The organism is Xenorhabdus sp. PR6a, assembly GCF_028599065.1.
In the GTDB taxonomy this organism is placed as follows: domain Bacteria; phylum Pseudomonadota; class Gammaproteobacteria; order Enterobacterales; family Enterobacteriaceae; genus Xenorhabdus; species Xenorhabdus doucetiae.
The window spans coordinates 1-17952 of record NZ_JAQRFJ010000063.1 but is presented as its reverse complement, the minus strand read 5'-3'; the positions used below and the strand labels follow the sequence as shown (position 1 = coordinate 17952).

Sequence of the window (17952 nt, the reverse complement as noted above, 5' to 3'; positions counted from 1 at the left end):
GAAGATGATTCACGTATCGTTCTGGACGGAGCCATTGAAAATTTAGCGTTATTCCGGCGTTTTGTTTTAAATATGCTGAAACAATGTGATTGCGGTGCACCGAGTCAAAGGAATAAGCTTAAAAAAGCCGGCTGGAGCGATGATTATCGGGCAAGCGTCTTCTTTGGGTAATGAGTTATCAAAGTATGCTCGCGCCCTGGCTTATTCTGTACCTAATTATTATGTTGCCAAAGAGGCCAAAATTGTTACTCATTATAATGAAATTGAAAGCAATAAAGATGTATAGAATATGTTCATTGTTTGAGGTTTAATATTTCATTATAAAAATATCAAGGCGAGATTATGAATATATTTCATCTTTTCTCGCCTAATATCTCTAAAATAGGAGCCCTATTTTTCTATTTCCCCCAGACAAAATTTTCTGCGTCAATATCTGACCAGCATTCCCACAGATTGTTCTGTTTGCACAATACCCTGACTCATTAGGCTACAACACACAATATATGTGTGATTTTATTTTAAACCGCTGCGGCCAGGGTCTTATCCATCACCGGATGAAAGCCGCGCTTAAAGTAAATCAGCCCATGACCTTCTTCACGAACAATAATCTGTTTTATTTCCACAAGATAAACATAGTGAGTCCCCACTTCCTGTACTTGCTCAATACGTCCCTCTAAATTGGCGAGTGCTCCTTGCAGCAGGGGTTGCCCCAATATGCCGGTTCGCCAAATATCCCAATTGAAGCGCTCTTCCATGCTGACACCCGTCATGCCCGCGAAATGGCGTGCCATCAATTCCTGTTCATGATTCAGGATATTGACACACAGATGACCGTTTTCCTGAAATACCGGATTCATGCTGCTCTTGCGATTAATACAGACCATCAAAGTCGCAGGCGTATCAGTCACAGAGCATACTGCCGTTGCCGTAATACCGCAGCGCCCTGCAAGACCATCCGTGGTGACGATATTCACCGCAGCGGACAGGCTTGCCATCGCATCCCTAAAACGCAGGCGATGTTCATTTTCTACAGACATAATAGCCTCCTGCTACTGACTTATTTCAGCAGCTTATCTAACAGGTTAATATCACGGTTATTGTGCAGGTGGGGTCGGGTCCAGCCATTCAAATCATAGTCAGAGAGACAGCGATCCACCAATTCCGTCATTTTTTTCATATTGCCGGAGCCATAGGCATGGCGCAGGCATTGCAGGCGAATTTCATCCTGACTGCCGGCATAGTTGATTTCGTATAATTCATGGCGACCGCCGAACTCACTGCCAATGGCATCCCACATTAATTTCAAAATCTTAATGCGTTCTACGTGGTCAATGCCATTAGAGCCACGGACATACTTTTCAAGATATTTATTGATTTCAGGGTTATTCATATCACGCACGCTGGATGGCAAATAAATCAAGCCGCTGGTGACATTGCTTTCAATAATATTCTTGATTTTTGTATATGCCATGGGCGCCATCACGCGATACGTTTGAATCGCCTGGGTATCGGGCAGGTAAGCGCCATTTTCCCACGGCTTGGCTTCTGCCCACATCGCATCGGTCAATGACCAGAACAGATTGCGCCACGCAACCACTTCGCCCAAATCGGCCTGAACACCACGGAATTCCACCACGCCGGTGCATTCAAGGCTTTTTTGCAGCAGCGCCGTAATGAAATCCAGTTTAACCGCAAGGCGCACGCAGGCTTGCATGGGAAATAGCCGCGCAAAACCACTTTGCACCGCCCAATTGCGGGCACGATCAAAATCGCGATAAATTAACACGTTTTCCCATGGAATTAATACTTTATCCATCACCAGAATGGCGTCATTTTCATCAAACCGACTGGAAAGGGGGTAATCAAAAGGCGTTCCGGTCGCACCGGCCACCAATTCATAAGAGGCGCGGGAGATTAATTTCACGCCATCGGCGTCCATGGGCGCAACAAACATCAGGGCAAAATCGGGATTATCCCCAATCACCTGCGCAGAGCCAAAGCCGATGAAATTATAGTGAGTCAGCGCCGAATTGGTGGCGACGACTTTGGCACCACTGACAATAATGCCGGCATCGGTCTCTTTTTCTATCTGGATAAAGACATCCTTGACCTGATCGGCGGGTTTATGGCGATCAATCGGTGGATTAACAATCGCATGGTTGAAATAGATGCAGCTTTCCTGAATGCGTTTATACCAGAGGCGGGCATTGTCAGCGAATTGTCCATAATATTCAGGATAGGCGCCTAATGAGCAACAAAATGCTGCTTTATAATCGGGTGAGCGTCCCATCCAGCCATAGTTTAGGCGTGACCATTCCGCAATGGCGTCGCGCTGTTGGCGGATGTCATCCGTGCTGGTGGCGAAACGGAAAAATTTGTGGGTGTAGCCATCATTACCGGTATCGGTATTCCAACAGAGGGCATCGTGAGTTTCCGGGGCATGAAGGGCATCATACAGTTGACCAATTGAAGCTGCGGCATTGCGGAAAGCCGGGTGGGTTGTCACATCTTTGACGCGTTCACCATAGATATAAATTTCGCGGTTATCCTGAAGTGAACGCAAATATTCTTTACTGGTAAATGGGCGTTTATGGTCAGCACGCAAATTTTCTAGTCTCATAGCAACCTCATGTTCCGAAAAATCCCCTTATTTGGGTTTGTTATCCATATGGGGTTTGTGTGTTAATTTTATGTTTGTTTCATTGCTTGATTGAAGCGACTAAACGGTCTCTGTTGAAGAGACTTTCGGCAGGTTTACTGGTACTTTTCGATAAAAACAGCGAGTTTGTTGCGTAAATGTGATCGGCTTGGTGTTTTTACTCATAGCGGTGCATCAGTCTTAATGTGCCATTAAAAAAAGTGCTGAGATCGCGACCATTAGAGAGGAAGACATTGTTATCCCAAGGGTCACAAATGACGGCTTCATGGTTCCAGCTTGCTGATTGATGCGGTTCACCTTGATTTCTGCCAATCACAATAAAAGCATGGTCACTGATCCCCATTTCATTAATGATGACGAAACGTTCAAGTGGACGGGCACCTCGCAGCAATAAATAAGTAAAAGCAATTTGTGATTTTTCATTACAATTACCGACACCCGCTTCTACGGAATAGTTATTGGAAATTAATCGTTGCCTGATGAGATGTTCCTGTGGCTCTTTAGCGGCATAATATCTGGCAGGATTAGTAATTCCCGGCTCTTTATTGATGATATCTGGATATTTTTTCATGGTATCGGCAGCCCGATTTTTATAATAATGATTTAATGTTTTTTGTCCTTTTTCACGTAGGGTTTGGAGACGTCGATTATAATAAATTCTGTTTGAAGGTGGAGAGTGTAAATGTTCTGGCGGTCGGTTCGGCGAGATAATGCCAAGCGTAATATTAATATGTTTAATCGCTTTGTTTGCCAAATATAAATTTAATGCCTTTCCCATCATTGACCTCATGAAATTATTGTATTTTAGATTACAGCTTCACGATTTCAGGTTTGTGGATCGGTGCTGCGGCCTACTGTCCTTCATGCCTCTCTCGCCAAACACTCGGTGAACATCCCACCAATCGGTTAAAAAACCGGGTAAAGTAGGCAGGATCTTTAAACCCAAGCTGATAGGCTACTGCAAATACGGGACTGTCACTAAACAGTAATAACCGTTTTGCCTCCCGCAGGAGCCGGTCAAAGATCAGTTTTTTCGGTGGACGATTGGCAAAGCGCCGGCACATATCTTTCAGGCGTGATTCCGTCATTCCCAATTTTTCCGCATATTCCGGCACGGTAAGATGCTGGTGATAATGTTGATCAACCAATTGGTTAAAATGCTGGAACAGTTTCAATTCTCCTTTGACGCCACCGGAACCGTGATCATCAAGGGGAATACTGCGCAGCAGGAAGGTAAACAAAGATTGAGCCAGAAAAGCCAGTGATTGCTCACGTCCAGCAAATTGATTGGCAGACTCACGCCCGATCAGGGCCCAATAATGGTTGAAGGTGTCCAATTCATCGTATTTCTCCGCGACAGAAAGACAAATAGCCGGAATATCAACCCACTCTCGATGAGTGGAATAAAGTGAACTGAGCAAGGGTGCAATCAATTCCTGACGAACAGTCAATACATAACCATCCGTATCTTCCTGGGTAAAAAAAGCATGGGGGACAGAAGGTGGAGTCAGGATAAACAGCGGGGCTTGCACGGAATAGTGCTGTTCATCCAGTTGCAGTTCAATCCGCCCGGTCAGTAGATAATGCAGTTGGAAAAAACCATCATGGCGATGTGCCTGCATATCACGCCCGAAAAATGCCGCCATGTGACCAAACGTTTGGTAGTGAACATCATCCGAGCCTTGGGTTTCATCATAATCCTTGCTGATATCGATATTGGTGATGATGGATTTGATCGTGGTGGCTTTGCTCGTATTGGTTTTGATCGTATAGGATGCAGACATCGATGCTCTCCCGTTTCTGATTGTTGGCTAAGATAGCGGAATATTTAGCGGTTATTTACGGGTTACCTGTGCCTGTTTCATCGGGATCAGAAAAACCATCAGCGCACCAATGACCAACAGTCCGGCGACGAAATAAAGCCCGGCGTTAAAATCCCCCGTTTGATCTTTTAACCAACCAATTAACAGCGGGCTGACGGCCGATCCCACATTGCCGGTGGCATTGATCACAGCGATCCCCACGGCGCGGGCGCGCAGGCTGATCGATTGATCCGGCGTTGTCCAAAACACAGCCATCGCCGTAAACGATCCGGTGGAAGCCATAATGATCCCCAGCAGTTGTACCATGCTGTTATCGGTCAGCGACGTTAACATCCAGCCGGCGGCGGCAAACAGATAGGGCAGGGCGGTGTGCATCTTGCGTTCTTGCAGACGGTCTGAGCGGCGGCTCCAGTAAACCATGCCCAAAATTGTGCAGAATTGTGGAATGGCCGTCAAAATACCGACAGTGACATGGCTGCTGCCTTGATTGAAACTCTGCATAATCTGTGGTGTCCAGATATTAATGGCACTCAGGGTATTGGTCAGGCAGAAATAAGCGAAGGTGTACATTAAGACAATCGGGGTAAAAACTTCACGCCATAAGCGTCTTTTTTGTGGTTGTTGCTGATGTTGAAGCTCATTGGGCGGCAGGACAGAAAGCTTATCGTTGTCTAGCATCGCTTGCAGGCATTGCTTATCTTCACGCGTCAGCCACTTGGCTTTTTCCGGTGAATCATCCAGATAAAACCAGACCGCAAAACCGAGCAAAACAGAAGGGAAGCCTTCCAGCAAAAACAACCACTGCCAGCCACGCAAATTCCAGATGCCATCCATTGCCAGAATATAACCGGAAACCAGTGAACCGAATGCCATCGTGACGGGCATGGCGATCATAAACAGTGCATTGGCACGCGCCCGATAATAGGCCGGAAACCAATACGTCAGGTAAACCAGAATCCCCGGCAAAAAGCCGGCTTCCGCAACCCCGACCAGCATACGCAAGATATACAGGCTTGTAGGCCCGGTGGCAAACAGGGTGGCGGTGGAGGCGATCCCCCATAACACCATGATGGTCGCGATCCAGCGCCGTGCTCCCACAATACTCAACATCACATTGCTGGGAATGCCGAAAATGACGTAAGTCGCATAAAACAGCGTCGCGGCCAGACCAAACATGGTGGAGGTTAAACCGAGATCTTTTCCCATCGTCAAACCGGCAAAGCCAATATTGATGCGATCCAGAAAAGAGAAAACGAACAGGACAAAAAGAAACAGGATCAGGCGGCGGAATAATTTATTGATGACACTTTGCTGCTGGGCAGTCAGCTTGTTAGGTTGATGGGGAATATTTTCTGATTTTGGTATGGTGTCAGGCGAAATGCTCATGGTTGTTTCCTTTTTTATTATTTTGTACCCCTTAACTATCCCTTCCTTGTTTTATTGACGGCTGCGTTTCCTTTGCAATGGCTGATGCAGCGATCAACAAACATCAGCCATATTGGATCATTATTGTTGTCGAAACACGATTCGTTGTTTATTTACTGATTATTTGCCGAAACGCTTTGCCAAAGCATTGGCGGCCCCGGTCAATAAAATGGTATCAACCCCTACTGCAACGAACCGCGCACCCAGATTGAGATAATGTTGAGCGGCATCAGTGTCGGTCATCAAAATACCAGCGGCCTTGCCGCAAGATTGGATCTGAGCGATGGCGTGTTCAATGGCCGCCTGAACTTCAGGGTGTTGCGGGTTGCCGATGTAGCCCATATCGGCACTGAGATCGGCCGGGCCGATAAACACACCATCGACACCTTCGACAGCCGCTATTTCCGCCAAGTTTTGCAGGGCTTCACGCGTTTCAACCTGAACCAGTACACAGATTTCATCATTGGCGCGGGACAGATAGTCAGGAATGCGGTTCCAGCGGGAAGCGCGTGCTAAGGCACTGCCCACGCCACGAATACCGGCGGGAGGATAGCGAGTCGCCCTGACCGTTTCACGTGCTTGTGCCGCATTTTGAATCATCGGGAACAATAACGTTTGTGCACCAATATCCAACAACTGTTTGGTGATCACCGGATCATTCCACGCCGGGCGAACGACCGGCTGGCTTGGATAAGGGGCAATAGCCTGTAATTGGGCAAGCGTGCTGGCAATATCATTGGGCGCATGTTCACCATCAATCAACAGCCAATCAAATCCCGTTCCTGCCAATATTTCCGCGCTATACCCGCTGCATAGCCCAAGCCATAATCCGATTTGTGGCGGTCCAGCTTGCAGGGCATGTTTAAATTTATTCGTTAGTTGATCCGTTAGTTGATCCATAATATTACCTCAATAGATTCCAAGCCCATGATGTTCAACCGTGATGTTCAACAAAAGTGACAGCTAATTGAACCTAACACGCCGTAATCCACATGAAAGGTATCCCCTTTACGGGCGGGGATCGGGCGGGTAAAAGAGCCGGCCAGAATAATCTGGCCTGCTTCAAGTTGAACATCATGGGGTGCCAGTTTATTGGCAAGCCACGCCACGCCATTGGCGGGATGATTAAGTACCGCCGCTGCCACACCGGATTCTTCAATCACCCCATTGCGGTAGAGCAGGGCACTGACCCAACGCAGATCCCGTTCATCCGGCTTGATCGGCCGGCCGCCCATAATCACGCCCCCATTGGCGGCATTGTCTGAAATCGTATCGAATACCTTGCGTGGGCGCTGGGTTTCAGGATCAATGTTATGACAGCGGGCATCAATCAGCTCCAGTGCCGGAATGACATAATCTGTCGCGTTATAAACATCAAACAGCGTACAGTTTGGGCCACGCAGGGGCTTTGCCAGCACAAAAGCCAGTTCGACCTCAATGCGTGGCACAATAAAGCGCTCGCAAGGGATAGTACCGCCGTCTTGAAAAAACATATCATCCAGCAGGGCACCATAATCCGGTTCATTAATCTGTGAACTGGCTTGCATGGCTTTCGATGTCAGGCCAATTTTGTGTCCCTTGAGAATTCGGCCTTCCCTGATTTTCAAATCCACCCACTCACGTTGAATGGCGTAAGCATCCTCAATGGTGATCTCTGGGTAATCCAGTGAGATTTGGCGGATCTGTTGACGGTTCTTCTCCGCCAGATGTAAACGGCGTGCAACCTGTGAGATGACGTCTTGCTGTAGCATAGTGTGTTAATCCTCTTTAGCTTCTAACCCGCCAAAACAGAGGTATTTCACTTCCAGATAATCCTCAATACCGTAACGTGAACCTTCACGTCCCAGCCCGGATTGTTTAATACCGCCAAATGGGGCGACTTCATTGGAGATCAAACCCTCATTGATGCCGACCATGCCACTTTCCAACGCTTCCGCTACCCGGTAAATGCGGCCAATGTCGCGGGAATAGAAATAGGCCGCCAGACCGAATTCCGTGTTGTTGGCAATCCGGATGGCTTCGTCTTCATCACGGAATTTGAACAAGGGGGCCAGAGGGCCGAAGGTTTCTTCATGGGCAACCAGCATCGACTCACTGACATCCGCCAGTACCGTTGGTTCAAAGAACAGGCCACCCAGCGCATGGGATTGGCCTCCCGCCAGAATGCGCGCGCCATTGGATACCGCATCACTGATATGTGCCCGTACTTTTTCCACCGCCGCTTGATTAATCAGTGGGCCTTGTTGGGATGAGTGATCCGTGGCTGGCCCGACATGAAGCTGTTTTACGGCATGTGCCAGACGTTCGGCAAACACATCATAAATGCTTTCCTGTACCAGAATGCGGTTGGCACAGACACACGTTTGCCCACTGTTACGGAATTTCGCCGCCATTGCGCCTGCGACCGCCGCATCAAGATCGGCATCATCAAACACAATAAAAGGCGCGTTGCCCCCCAGTTCGAGGGAGAGTTTTTTCACCGTATCGGCGCTTTGTGCCATCAATAATTTGCCGACACGGGTAGAGCCGGTGAACGACAGTTTGCGCACGACAGGGCTTGATGTCAGCACTTCACCTATCGCTTGGGCATCCATGCCGGTCACGATATTGAAGACACCCGCCGGAATGCCGGCCTGCTCTGCCAAGACAGCCAATGCCAATGCAGAGAGTGGTGTTTCAGCCGCTGGTTTCAGCACCACCGTACAGCCTGCCGCCAGTGCCGGGCCAACCTTACGGGTGATCATCGCATTGGGGAAATTCCACGGGGTAATCGCCGCAACGACGCCAACCGGTTGTTTGATGGTCGCGAGACGACGGCCCGGCATGGGGGAAGACAGGGTTTCGCCATAAATACGTTTGCCTTCTTCGGCGAACCATTCGATAAAACTGGCACCGTAAGCAATTTCGCCCATTGCCTCAATGTGGGATTTGCCCTGTTCCGTACTCAGTATTTCAGCCAAGGCCGTTTGGTTTTCCATTATCAGTTGGAACCATTGCCTGAGTTTTTGGCTACGCTGTTTCGCTGTCAGCGATCGCCATGCAGGAAGGGCATGGTGGGCAGCCTCAATGGCTGATTGCGTCTCTTTGGCACCCAGATCACTGACATGAGCAATGACTTCTCCGCTGGCAGGGTTGATAACTGCAAACGTCGTTTTATTTTCCGCATCAACCCATTGACCATTGATATAAGCCTGTTGACGCAGCAATGTTGTCTTTAGGTGACTTGCCATCATTTCCTCACTCTTTTGCTTTAAACAAGCTATGAACGTTATTGGATTTATAATTCAGCACCGGATCAAGCTGTTCCATCGTGAAAGAGAGGCCGAGATAGCGCTGTGCCATCAATTCACTGAAATGCGCTTTAATTAAATCAAACACCATTTCTCCGACTTTTTGCCGATCCGCAAGGCTGCGTCCGGCACCAATTTTCAGCGTCATATGAACAAACGCATAATCTTGCTGACCATCAGCCATTTGCCAGGTGTCCAACCAAATGGCACGGCTGCGGATACCCCCCAGTGGAAAAATGCCTGTCTCTGCCAGTGCTTGATTCACTTTGGCAAAGAGTTCGGGCAACTTGGCTTCTTCACGGATATTCTCTGTACACTCAGCGTAAAAATGTGGCACGGTTTTACTCCTCTCAGGCGTCAGTTTAATGTTGATTAACCGTATCATCCGGCAGCGGGAAAACGGCGTTAACCTGCCCTGTCCCTGAGCTGGCGAACAATTCCGTCAAAAACTCCACCTTGCCGTCATACTTGTCCCATCCGAGCAGGCCCAGCAGCATCACGGTATCGTGCATGTTACCTTCTCCGCGGCAATATTGCGCATATTCCGGCAGCATTTTGCAGAACTCCTTGAACTGACCTGCTTTCCAAAGCTGGACGACGCGGCGATCCATCTGCTCATCAAACTCACGGGTATAACTGTTCATGCCCTGTTCGGCACGCTGATCTTCAATAAAACTGTGCGACAGTGAACCGCTTGCCAGCACGGCAACCGTGCCATCGTATTTCTCAATCGCCCGTAACAGCGCTTCTCCCAGTTTGCGGCTGTCTTCAAACGCATGAACCGTACAAAAAGCAGAAATTGAAATCACCTTAAAATGGCGGTCGCTGTTCATATAGCGCATGGGCACCAGCGTGCCATATTCCAGTTTCAGGCTGGGGATCTCGTGTGATTGGGCGCGAACGCCCATCTGGCGCGCTTCTTCCGCAATCATCCTGCCCAGCTCCGGATTGCCGTCATATTCATAGGTCATATCGCGGATAAAATGGGGTAACTCATTACTGGTATAGATGCCGGAAAAATGGCCGGAACAGTTAATATGATAAGCACTGTTAACTAGCCAGTGCGTGTCAAAGACAATAATCGTATCGACCCCCATCTCACGGCAGCGCCGACTGATCTCTTTGTGCCCGTCAATGGCACTTTGCCGGCAACCGTGATGCTTGCCCGGCAATTCAGACAGATACATCGAAGGGACATGTGTAATTTTCGCTGCTAACGCTAACTTTCCCATAACGCCTCCTTATCGCCTAAATTTTCTGGCTCAAACGCCCCAACGAGGAATAGGATGTTCGCCCATTGAGATACACACGTTTTTCACTTCGGCAAACACGTCGAAACTGTATTCCCCGCCTTCACGCCCGACACCGGAGGCTTTGACGCCACCAAATGGCTGGCGCAGATCGCGAACGTTCTGGGAATTGACAAACACCATGCCCGCTTCAATGCCACGTGCCAGACGCAAAACTTTGCTGACATCCTGTGTCCAGATATAGGAGGCAAGGCCATATTCGACCTCATTGGCCATGCGCAGCCCATCTTCTTCGCTCTTGAACGGCAACAGGCAAGCGACCGGGCCGAAGATCTCTTCCTGTGCCACACGCATATGATTATCCACATCGGCCAACACCGTCGGGCGCAAGAAGTTGCCATTTTTCAGATGAGCGGGTAAATCAGCCGGCTTGTCGAAACCGCCGGCCAGCAGGGTGGCGCCTTCTTCGATCCCCAGGCGGATGTAATTGGACACTTTTTCCCAGTGTTGCTGGCTGATCAGGCTGCCTACCTGAGTTTGTGGATCTTGGGGATCACCGACCCGCAGCCGATTGGCGCGTTCAGCAAAGCGTTTAACGAATTCAGGGTAGATACTTTCCTGGATGAAAATGCGGGAGCCTGCCGTACAGCGTTCGCCATTGAGGGAGAAAATGGTGAATAGAGCGGAATCCAGCGCACGTTCAATATCGGCATCGTCAAAGATAAGCACCGGGGATTTTCCGCCCAGCTCCATAGAATACTTTTTCAGTCCGGCATTTTGCATGATCAGGCGACCTGTTGCTGTTCCGCCCGTGAAAGAAACCGCCCGCACATCAGGGTGTTTGACCAACGCATCGCCTGCGGTGTTACCGTAGCCCTGTACGACATTCAGTACCCCGGCCGGAATGCCAGCTTCCAACGCCAATTCCCCCAGACGGTTGGCGGTCAGCGGGGAAAGTTCGGACATCTTTAACACCGCCGTATTGCCCAGTGCCAGACAGGGGGCGACTTTCCACGTTGCGGTCATAAAAGGCACATTCCACGGCGAAATCAGCGCACACACCCCAATCGGCTGGATTAAGGTGTAGTTGAGCATCTTGTCATCAACGGGATAAGTACGGCCGTTCATCTGCTGGCAAATTTCAGCGAAGAAATTAAAATTCTGCGAAGCCCGTGGGATCAAAACATTTTGTGTCTGGTGGATGGGAAGGCCGGTATCTTGGGTTTCCAGCGCAGAAATTTCAGGAACATATTGGTCGATTAATTCACCCAAACGGCGCATCAAACGTGCGCGCTCTTTCATCGGGGTATTGGCCCATTTGGGGAACGCGGTTTTGGCCGCTTCAACGGCTTGAGCGATCTCTTCCTTGCCGCCTGATGCCACTTCGGCCAGCACGTCGCCCGTTGCCGGATTGGTGGTTTCGAAATAGGTTTCGCTGCCGACATTCTTGCCGTTAATCCAGTGGTTAATTAGGGTCATGACAAACTCTCCTCATAGGCTTGCTGGCTGACGATGTGGTTGACCAAACGCCCAACCCCTTCGACTTCCACAATGACTTCATCGCCGGGAACGACATTGGACAACCCCTTAGGCGTGCCGGTTGCGATCATGTCGCCGGGTTGCAAGGTCATAAAATCGCTGAGATAGGTGATTAAGAAAGGGATATCGAAGATCAAATCGGCGGTTGTGCCTTGTTGACGCAGTTCACCATTTACCCATGTTTTCAGGGTCAGATTATGCGGATCAGCGATCTGCTGTTTATCGATGATCCAAGGGCCGATGGGGGTCAGCGTATCGCGGCTTTTAACCCGCAGATTAGGACGATAGTAATTTTCCAGATAATCACGAATGGCGTAATCATTACAAACGGTATAACCCGCAACGTAATTCATGGCCTCGTCTCTGGAAACTTTGTGGGCGGTTTTCCCCATCACGACAACCAATTCTGCTTCATAATGCATGTATTCCACATGATCAGGACGGACAGAAACCTGCCGGTGCCCGGTTAAGCTATTGGCGGCCTTGATAAAGACCAGTGGTTCTTCGGGGGGCTTAAATTCCAGCTCGGTTGCGTGATCGGCATAATTTAACCCCAATGCGAACAGCGTTCCGCTGGCGGGGGGAAGCCACAAAACCGCTTCACCGCCGACCGTATTTCCATCCGGCAAGAAAACATTTTCCTGCTCATCCACCGTCACATCGAGATCTTGGCCCTGATAATGAATTCTGGCGTATCTCATGGCCGACCTCCCGCCAATTCAACCGTATTTTCCAGGTTAGGGAAGCCCTGAGCCTTGACCGTAACGTTATCCGCAGGCTGGAGAGTAACACGCTGATGGGGCGTTCCCAGCAAAATGGCATCCCCTTCTTGTAACGTGGCAAATTCGCTTAAGGCTGCCAGCAATTCGGGGGCGGAACGAACCAGATCTTGGGTAGACCAACGATCAACTTCGTGACCATTAATCTCGGTCACGATATCGAGTGATTCTACTGAGCTGACCTTGACCATCTGGCCTATCGGGCAAAAACCGTCCCGACATTTTGCTTTGATGGCCGGACGGTAAAACGAGGTTTCAGGCAGGCTGACTTCGTTAGCCAATGCGTAGCCGGCAATATACTGCCCGGCATCCTGAACTGAAATTTTGCGGGCGGTTTTTCCAACCAGCAGTGCCAGCGTTGCGCCGCTTTGTACCGTTTCTCCGGCGGGATGGGGGATCACATCCCCTGAATTAATCACCGTATTACGGGGCTTGATAAACCAAATTGGCGTTTTGGGTGGTGTTTTATAAGGTTCTTCGTTAAATGCCTCATGCCAGAAACTAAGCTGGCTACGATGGTTGAGGGCAACGGCAAAGACAGTGCCTTTCATTGACTGCTCCTTAAAACCTAAATGATGTATTGCAAGACATCTTATTAATATATTAATAAGTCATGTTTGATCAACCTTCAATATGTTAAATGAATTGTTAATTTTAATTGTGATCTATGTAACAACACTTGATTGATCATCATTTTTACTACCTGAATATCAACCTGTTATATTTTTAATCAAGGTCATTTGAGATCATATTTAACTTTTTGGTAACTTTTTAAAGAGGGAGTGGCTTTATTTATTTGTTAATGTTGAAGTCTTTTCCCTTTGTGGAAGATTATGAGCGTGTTAGTCTTTTTAATGTTCATGTTGTCCATAATAAATAGCGTGAGCGTTAAACTTATAGAGAATGACTGGCGATTAACTAAAGAGTCACTTTTACTTATGCATGAATCCCTGACAATTGCATTGCTTCAAGCAAGAGAAACCGCTATGGGTTTTTTTCGGCCTATTTTGAAGAGCTATAATTTAACCGAGCAGCAATGGCGTATTATTCGTGTCCTTGCGAGTAGCCGTTCTATTGATTTTCATGATCTGGCTTGCCTCACTTGTATTTTACGTCCGAGCCTGACAGGTATTTTGACACGTATGGAGCGTGATGGGCTTATTTTCCGTCTGAAACCGATGAATGATCAGCGCAAGCTGTATGTCTCTTTGACTCCGGTTGGTCAAGAACTCTATGAGCAAGCAAAAGGGCAAGTAACTGAGGGTTATAAGGCGCTTGAAACCGCTTTTTCTTCAGAAAAACTGACTCAGCTTTTAGGCTTGTTGGATGAATTTAATGCTATCGGGAACCCCTCTCAAGAAAATTTGGATGAATAACGCGAACGCTAGATTGACGGTTTATTAATGTATTAATTAGTTGTTTCATCAAGAAGCCAAGTAGAGTATTCAGTACCATAAAGGCCGCCGTAATGAATGACATCAGAACATCAATGTAATATATTGCGGCGGCTTTTTTGTTTTTTTAATCAGGAATACCTGCTGTCCCCATTATGTTGATTATGCTGACAAAACAATTTTCAATGCTTTCTCTTGCGCTGCATGACTGAATACTTCATAAGCGGTCTCGATTTCGCTCAACGGATAATGATGCGTGACCAGCTTTTCAGGGGAAATTTTGCCGGATTTAACGCTTTTTAGCAGCATGGGCGTACTACTGGTGTTTACCAGCCCAGTGGTAATGGTGATGTTTTTGATCCAGAGACTTTCCAGATGCAGGTCAACGGATTTACCGTGGACACCTACGTTAGCAATAAACCCACCGGCTGCAATGATATCCTGGCATATTTGGAATGTTGCGGGGATACCCACACACTCAATAGCGACGTCGACACCAATCCCGTCAGTCAGTTTGTTGATGACGTCGACGACATTTTGTTTTGCCGGGTTGATAACCGTGTTAGCACCAAACTGCCGGGCGACGCTAAGGCGGTTATCATCAGTATCGATCATGATGATATGGGCGGGGGAGTAAAATTGTGATGCCAGTAATGCGGATAACCCGACTGGCCCTGCACCAATTAAGGCAATCGTCTGGCCCGGTTGAACCCGGCCATTGATCACCCCGATTTCAAGACCGGTTGGCAGAATGTCACTGAGCATTAATGCCGCCTCTTCATCGACACCTTCCGGCAGACGATGCAGGCTATTATCGGCATGGGGAATACGCACTTTTTCTGCCTGTGTACCGTCAATTCTATGCCCCAAGATCCAGCCACCATCTTGGCAGTGTGCATAGAGCTGGCGTTTACAATAGTGACAACTGCCGCAGACGGTGATACAGGAAACAATCACTTTATCACCGACTTTGATATTGCGGACAGATTCCCCGATGGATTCAACGATCCCAATCCCTTCATGGCCTAAGATCCGGCCTTGCTCGACGGTGGGAACATCTCCCTTGAGGATATGCAGATCGGTGCCACAGATAGTGGTTTTGACGATACGGACGATAGCATCCGTGGATTCAATAAGTTGGGGTGGTGCTTTTTCTTCCCAGCGTTTTTTTCCGGCTCCGTGATAAACAAGCGCTTTCATATAACCCCCTTCACAGGTGATGGTTGTGGGTATGAATTACGTTATTTGCTGCCTAAAGTCTAGCAGATGTATAAATTCTCGGATCACAAGAAAATAGCACAAAATAGCCGAACTATGCTGTCAATGTTCAAGTAGGATTGGCTTTCTCAACCGTGAATGATCAATAAATCTAACCGATAGCGTGACGGTTCTCATCCAGCTTTATAACTGATACTTATCACTGATATAAGGAAAGCCAATATGATGTTCAATGAAGTTAACGGATCGAGTGCTTTGCAAGGTAAGCGAGTTGTCGTGACAGGCGGAGGACGCGATTTTGGTCAAGCGGTTTCTGTTTGGTTGGCACGCGAAGGCGCACAGGTTGATCTCTGCGCCCGTCAATTAGCCAGCGCTGAATCAACCTGTGAGATTATTCGCCGCGAAGGTGGCATCGCCCGGAGTTATCAGTGTGATATGAGTGATGCCCAATCCGTCAGCGATTTTGCCACTCAGTTGCTGCAAGACAATCAACCTATCGATATCCTGATCTTAAGTGCTGCCCAAAATTTACCGAATCCGTTGCTCATCCGGCATTTTTTGCCGCCAAACATGCGATGAGTGGTTTTAGCCAGAACTTAGCCCATCATTTAAGCAAAGAGAATATTCGCGTAACCGGGCTTTATCCACCTGATTTTCAACTTAATGGCTTTGATGAAAAGTTGGATGATCACAAAAAAATGGGAGAGCAAATGCTGAACGGCCGTTCAGTGTGGGAAACCCTGCGGTTTGTTATCACTCAACCCCGTAGCTGCCACATTAAAGCAATTTACTTCCAAGGCCCGACTTTTAAGGATTTTGAGTAAGTGACAGCCAATAATCAGTGGCCATAGTGCCACTGAATTCAGTCATAATCTGGCGTGATTCATTTGTCTGATTAGCCTCATGATCACGCCATAATTTCACCGATTTCCCGCTTAACTCGCCTCTTTCAGTGAATCATTGTTTAGTGAATCATTGTTCAATGAATCGTGGCTCTGTGCCCCCAGATATTCCAGCTCGCCATTTGGCAGCCAGCGTGCCTGCTCACCGGTACGGTAAAGCCACTTATCATGGGCATATTGAACAAATGGATTGGCGATAAGCTGCTTTTCTGCCAACGCGGGTTGCCCCGAATATTGATTGTCCAGTTCCGGCCCAGAGAGATAAAGTTCCCCCTTTAATCCCATCGGCACCATCTGCAATCGTTCATTCAATATATAGGCTTGAGCGCCCGCCAGACTGTTATGTCGTTGTGAGTTTCCGTATTCCAGCAATGTCTGTGTCTGCTCTGGTGTGAGTAAAGAAAACTGTGATATCGGAGTTACGGGATGAGTCAGGGCATTAACCAGCAATTGCAGGAATTGTTCACCTAACGCTTTGATTTGTTTTGCATGGAACAAGTTAGGATGATAGCGGATGCGAAAAGCCCAATGATCCTCTTCCAGATGATATTCCAGTATCCACTCAGTAGCCGTTAAATCATTATTGAAACGGTTACCGTAATTGACTTCACAACCGTCTAATTCCAGATTGATATCCCTAAAGCTGGCCTGATTGATACCGACATTGAGTTTATTAACAAGATAGGAAGGCACAGCTTGAAATGTGGGTAAACTGGAAAAACGTAGGTCAGGTTGAGCTTTCAATGATGCGCTATAGTTTAACGTCGCCTGATAGAGAGAATTAAAACTGTCCGTTTCATTAAAATGCAGAGGAAAAACAACGGCATTGATTTGTGCGGCCAGTGAAACAGATGTGCCGCCGGTAACGGCAATCGGATAGATAAGGTGAGCTTTACCGGTTGCAGTATACTGGGCGACTAATGTTGCCCACAACGTTTTAAACACGAGGAACGGCTTATAAGGGGATAAAGATTGTGTGAGACGTTTCCAATCTTTTAATGGTAAATTGAAACGAAATTCATTAGGGAATTCAGGCTTACCAATCGCTTGTTGAGGTAAGTAGGGCAATGGATTACGGTCAATCATCTCTGACAGGCATGTTTTCCAGTATTGTTCTGGGTTATATTTGGCCAATACTTTTAACAGTTGGTGATCTTGTTCAAATTTCTCTGCTACTTGTTGCAGTGTCATGGGCGAATGGCGCAGAGGACGTTGGTTATACAGATCAGAGATATTGTGAAAAAATTCTTCTATACCTTGCCCGTCACCGATAATATGGTGCAAGACAATAAATAAGTGAAATTGCTGTTCTGCCTCTTTGAGCAACCCAAATCGAACCACGGGGCCTTTTCGGAGGTCAAATGGCCGCAGGGCAAACTGATTCAATAATTCTTCATTATTAGAAAGGTAAGTGAACTCAATGTCGTCTGAGCCAGATTTCCAATATAATTTATCGTTTTCTTCTTCAATCCGGTATTTAAACAAAGGGTAAAGATTCAGAAACTCTTGCAAAGCCCATTTTAATTTATCTTCATCTAAATTACCCTTAATATTCTGTTCTATAACAATATTGCATTGATATGAGTGAGGTTCAAGCACCCATGATTTCCAAAAAAACTCAATAAATGGAGAAGCCAGAATTTTATCCATGTGAATACTCCTCTATGATGCTA

The 17952-nt window shown here is 47.7% G+C and carries 16 protein-coding genes and 2 pseudogenes; 3 read left to right on the top strand and 15 right to left on the bottom strand.

The window, feature by feature from the left end; translation table 11 throughout:
* Window positions 1-171 (top strand): annotated as a pseudogene (locus PSI15_RS14750) (ISAs1 family transposase); the annotation flags it as partial.
* 347 nt (window positions 172-518) lie between these two features.
* On the opposite strand, the gene hpaC reads toward PSI15_RS14750, so the two are convergent.
* From hpaC to PSI15_RS14685, 13 genes are all read right to left on the bottom strand, one after another.
* Window positions 519-1037 carry a 4-hydroxyphenylacetate 3-monooxygenase, reductase component gene (gene hpaC / locus PSI15_RS14745; RefSeq protein ID WP_273584170.1) on the bottom strand — a complete coding sequence of 173 codons (519 nt, stop codon included), beginning with the start codon at window positions 1035-1037 and terminating at the stop codon, window positions 519-521.
* A gap of 20 nt (window positions 1038-1057) precedes the next feature.
* Window positions 1058-2620 (bottom strand): 4-hydroxyphenylacetate 3-monooxygenase, oxygenase component, encoded by a 1563-nt coding sequence (gene hpaB / locus PSI15_RS14740; protein ID WP_273584169.1) that lies wholly within the window; start codon window positions 2618-2620, stop codon window positions 1058-1060.
* A gap of 196 nt (window positions 2621-2816) precedes the next feature.
* Window positions 2817-3230: a hypothetical protein gene (locus PSI15_RS14735; protein WP_273584168.1), complete on the bottom strand. Its 414-nt coding sequence runs from the start codon at window positions 3228-3230 to the stop codon at window positions 2817-2819.
* 280 nt (window positions 3231-3510) lie between these two features.
* Complete coding sequence (hpaA, locus tag PSI15_RS14730) at window positions 3511-4443, bottom strand: 4-hydroxyphenylacetate catabolism regulatory protein HpaA (protein ID WP_273584167.1); 933 nt, start codon at window positions 4441-4443, stop codon at window positions 3511-3513.
* 51 nt (window positions 4444-4494) lie between these two features.
* Window positions 4495-5868 carry a 4-hydroxyphenylacetate permease gene (gene hpaX / locus PSI15_RS14725; protein ID WP_273584166.1) on the bottom strand — a complete coding sequence of 458 codons (1374 nt, stop codon included), beginning with the start codon at window positions 5866-5868 and terminating at the stop codon, window positions 4495-4497.
* Window positions 5869-6027: 159 nt separating this feature from the next.
* Window positions 6028-6807, bottom strand: coding sequence for a 4-hydroxy-2-oxoheptanedioate aldolase (hpaI, locus tag PSI15_RS14720; RefSeq protein ID WP_273584165.1), 780 nt, complete (start codon window positions 6805-6807; stop codon window positions 6028-6030).
* A 47-nt stretch (window positions 6808-6854) separates the two neighbouring features.
* Window positions 6855-7658, bottom strand: a complete 804-nt coding sequence (gene hpaH / locus PSI15_RS14715) for a 2-oxo-hept-4-ene-1,7-dioate hydratase (protein WP_273584164.1) — start codon at window positions 7656-7658, stop codon at window positions 6855-6857.
* Between the two features lie 6 nt (window positions 7659-7664).
* Window positions 7665-9137, bottom strand: coding sequence for an NAD-dependent succinate-semialdehyde dehydrogenase (locus PSI15_RS14710; protein ID WP_273584172.1), 1473 nt, complete (start codon window positions 9135-9137; stop codon window positions 7665-7667).
* Window positions 9138-9144: 7 nt separating this feature from the next.
* Entirely contained in the window at window positions 9145-9534 is a 390-nt protein-coding gene (locus tag PSI15_RS14705; protein WP_273584163.1) for a 5-carboxymethyl-2-hydroxymuconate Delta-isomerase, read from the bottom strand.
* Between the two features lie 25 nt (window positions 9535-9559).
* On the bottom strand, window positions 9560-10429 hold the full coding sequence (gene hpaD, locus PSI15_RS14700) for a 3,4-dihydroxyphenylacetate 2,3-dioxygenase (RefSeq protein WP_273584162.1): 870 nt from the start codon (window positions 10427-10429) through the stop codon (window positions 9560-9562).
* A 30-nt stretch (window positions 10430-10459) separates the two neighbouring features.
* Window positions 10460-11926 carry a 5-carboxymethyl-2-hydroxymuconate semialdehyde dehydrogenase gene (gene hpaE, locus PSI15_RS14695; protein WP_273584161.1) on the bottom strand — a complete coding sequence of 489 codons (1467 nt, stop codon included), beginning with the start codon at window positions 11924-11926 and terminating at the stop codon, window positions 10460-10462.
* Window positions 11923-12687: a fumarylacetoacetate hydrolase family protein gene (locus PSI15_RS14690; RefSeq protein WP_273584160.1), complete on the bottom strand. Its 765-nt coding sequence runs from the start codon at window positions 12685-12687 to the stop codon at window positions 11923-11925. The genes hpaE and PSI15_RS14690 overlap by 4 nt, the downstream gene beginning before the upstream one ends.
* Complete coding sequence (locus PSI15_RS14685; protein ID WP_273584159.1) at window positions 12684-13316, bottom strand: fumarylacetoacetate hydrolase family protein; 633 nt, start codon at window positions 13314-13316, stop codon at window positions 12684-12686. The genes PSI15_RS14690 and PSI15_RS14685 overlap by 4 nt, the downstream gene beginning before the upstream one ends.
* A gap of 387 nt (window positions 13317-13703) precedes the next feature.
* On the opposite strand from PSI15_RS14685, the gene hpaR reads away from it, so the two are divergent.
* Window positions 13704-14141: a homoprotocatechuate degradation operon regulator HpaR gene (gene hpaR / locus PSI15_RS14680; protein WP_273584171.1), complete on the top strand. Its 438-nt coding sequence runs from the start codon at window positions 13704-13706 to the stop codon at window positions 14139-14141.
* A gap of 180 nt (window positions 14142-14321) precedes the next feature.
* Here hpaR and PSI15_RS14675 read toward each other — a convergent pair whose 3' ends face one another.
* A complete protein-coding gene (locus PSI15_RS14675) occupies window positions 14322-15359 on the bottom strand; it encodes a zinc-dependent alcohol dehydrogenase family protein (RefSeq protein WP_273584158.1) in 1038 nt (345 codons plus the stop codon).
* Window positions 15360-15602: 243 nt separating this feature from the next.
* On the opposite strand from PSI15_RS14675, the pseudogene PSI15_RS14670 reads away from it, so the two are divergent.
* Window positions 15603-16201: pseudogene (locus PSI15_RS14670) on the top strand (SDR family oxidoreductase).
* 111 nt (window positions 16202-16312) lie between these two features.
* Here the strand turns inward: PSI15_RS14670 and PSI15_RS14665 are convergent.
* Window positions 16313-17929 carry a condensation domain-containing protein gene (locus PSI15_RS14665; protein ID WP_273584157.1) on the bottom strand — a complete coding sequence of 539 codons (1617 nt, stop codon included), beginning with the start codon at window positions 17927-17929 and terminating at the stop codon, window positions 16313-16315.
* Window positions 17930-17952 lie beyond the last annotated feature (23 nt).

What these genes read in the sequence shown, in the direction of transcription:
- hpaC (WP_273584170.1), bottom strand. Translation starts at nt 1,037, where the DNA reads ATGTCTGTAGAAAATGAACATCGCCTGCGTTTTAGGGATGCGATGGCA.
- PSI15_RS14710 (WP_273584172.1), bottom strand. Translation starts at nt 9,137, where the DNA reads ATGGCAAGTCACCTAAAGACAACATTGCTGCGTCAACAGGCTTATATC.
- hpaA (WP_273584167.1), bottom strand. Translation starts at nt 4,443, where the DNA reads ATGTCTGCATCCTATACGATCAAAACCAATACGAGCAAAGCCACCACG.
- hpaE (WP_273584161.1), bottom strand. Translation starts at nt 11,926, where the DNA reads ATGACCCTAATTAACCACTGGATTAACGGCAAGAATGTCGGCAGCGAA.
- hpaH (WP_273584164.1), bottom strand. Translation starts at nt 7,658, where the DNA reads ATGCTACAGCAAGACGTCATCTCACAGGTTGCACGCCGTTTACATCTG.
- PSI15_RS14665 (WP_273584157.1), bottom strand. Translation starts at nt 17,929, where the DNA reads ATGGATAAAATTCTGGCTTCTCCATTTATTGAGTTTTTTTGGAAATCA.
- PSI15_RS14675 (WP_273584158.1), bottom strand. Translation starts at nt 15,359, where the DNA reads ATGAAAGCGCTTGTTTATCACGGAGCCGGAAAAAAACGCTGGGAAGAA.
- hpaD (WP_273584162.1), bottom strand. Translation starts at nt 10,429, where the DNA reads ATGGGAAAGTTAGCGTTAGCAGCGAAAATTACACATGTCCCTTCGATG.
- hpaI (WP_273584165.1), bottom strand. Translation starts at nt 6,807, where the DNA reads ATGGATCAACTAACGGATCAACTAACGAATAAATTTAAACATGCCCTG.
- PSI15_RS14735 (WP_273584168.1), bottom strand. Translation starts at nt 3,230, where the DNA reads ATGAAAAAATATCCAGATATCATCAATAAAGAGCCGGGAATTACTAAT.
- hpaR (WP_273584171.1), top strand. Translation starts at nt 13,704, where the DNA reads ATGCATGAATCCCTGACAATTGCATTGCTTCAAGCAAGAGAAACCGCT.
- PSI15_RS14685 (WP_273584159.1), bottom strand. Translation starts at nt 13,316, where the DNA reads ATGAAAGGCACTGTCTTTGCCGTTGCCCTCAACCATCGTAGCCAGCTT.
- PSI15_RS14690 (WP_273584160.1), bottom strand. Translation starts at nt 12,687, where the DNA reads ATGAGATACGCCAGAATTCATTATCAGGGCCAAGATCTCGATGTGACG.
- hpaB (WP_273584169.1), bottom strand. Translation starts at nt 2,620, where the DNA reads ATGAGACTAGAAAATTTGCGTGCTGACCATAAACGCCCATTTACCAGT.
- hpaX (WP_273584166.1), bottom strand. Translation starts at nt 5,868, where the DNA reads ATGAGCATTTCGCCTGACACCATACCAAAATCAGAAAATATTCCCCAT.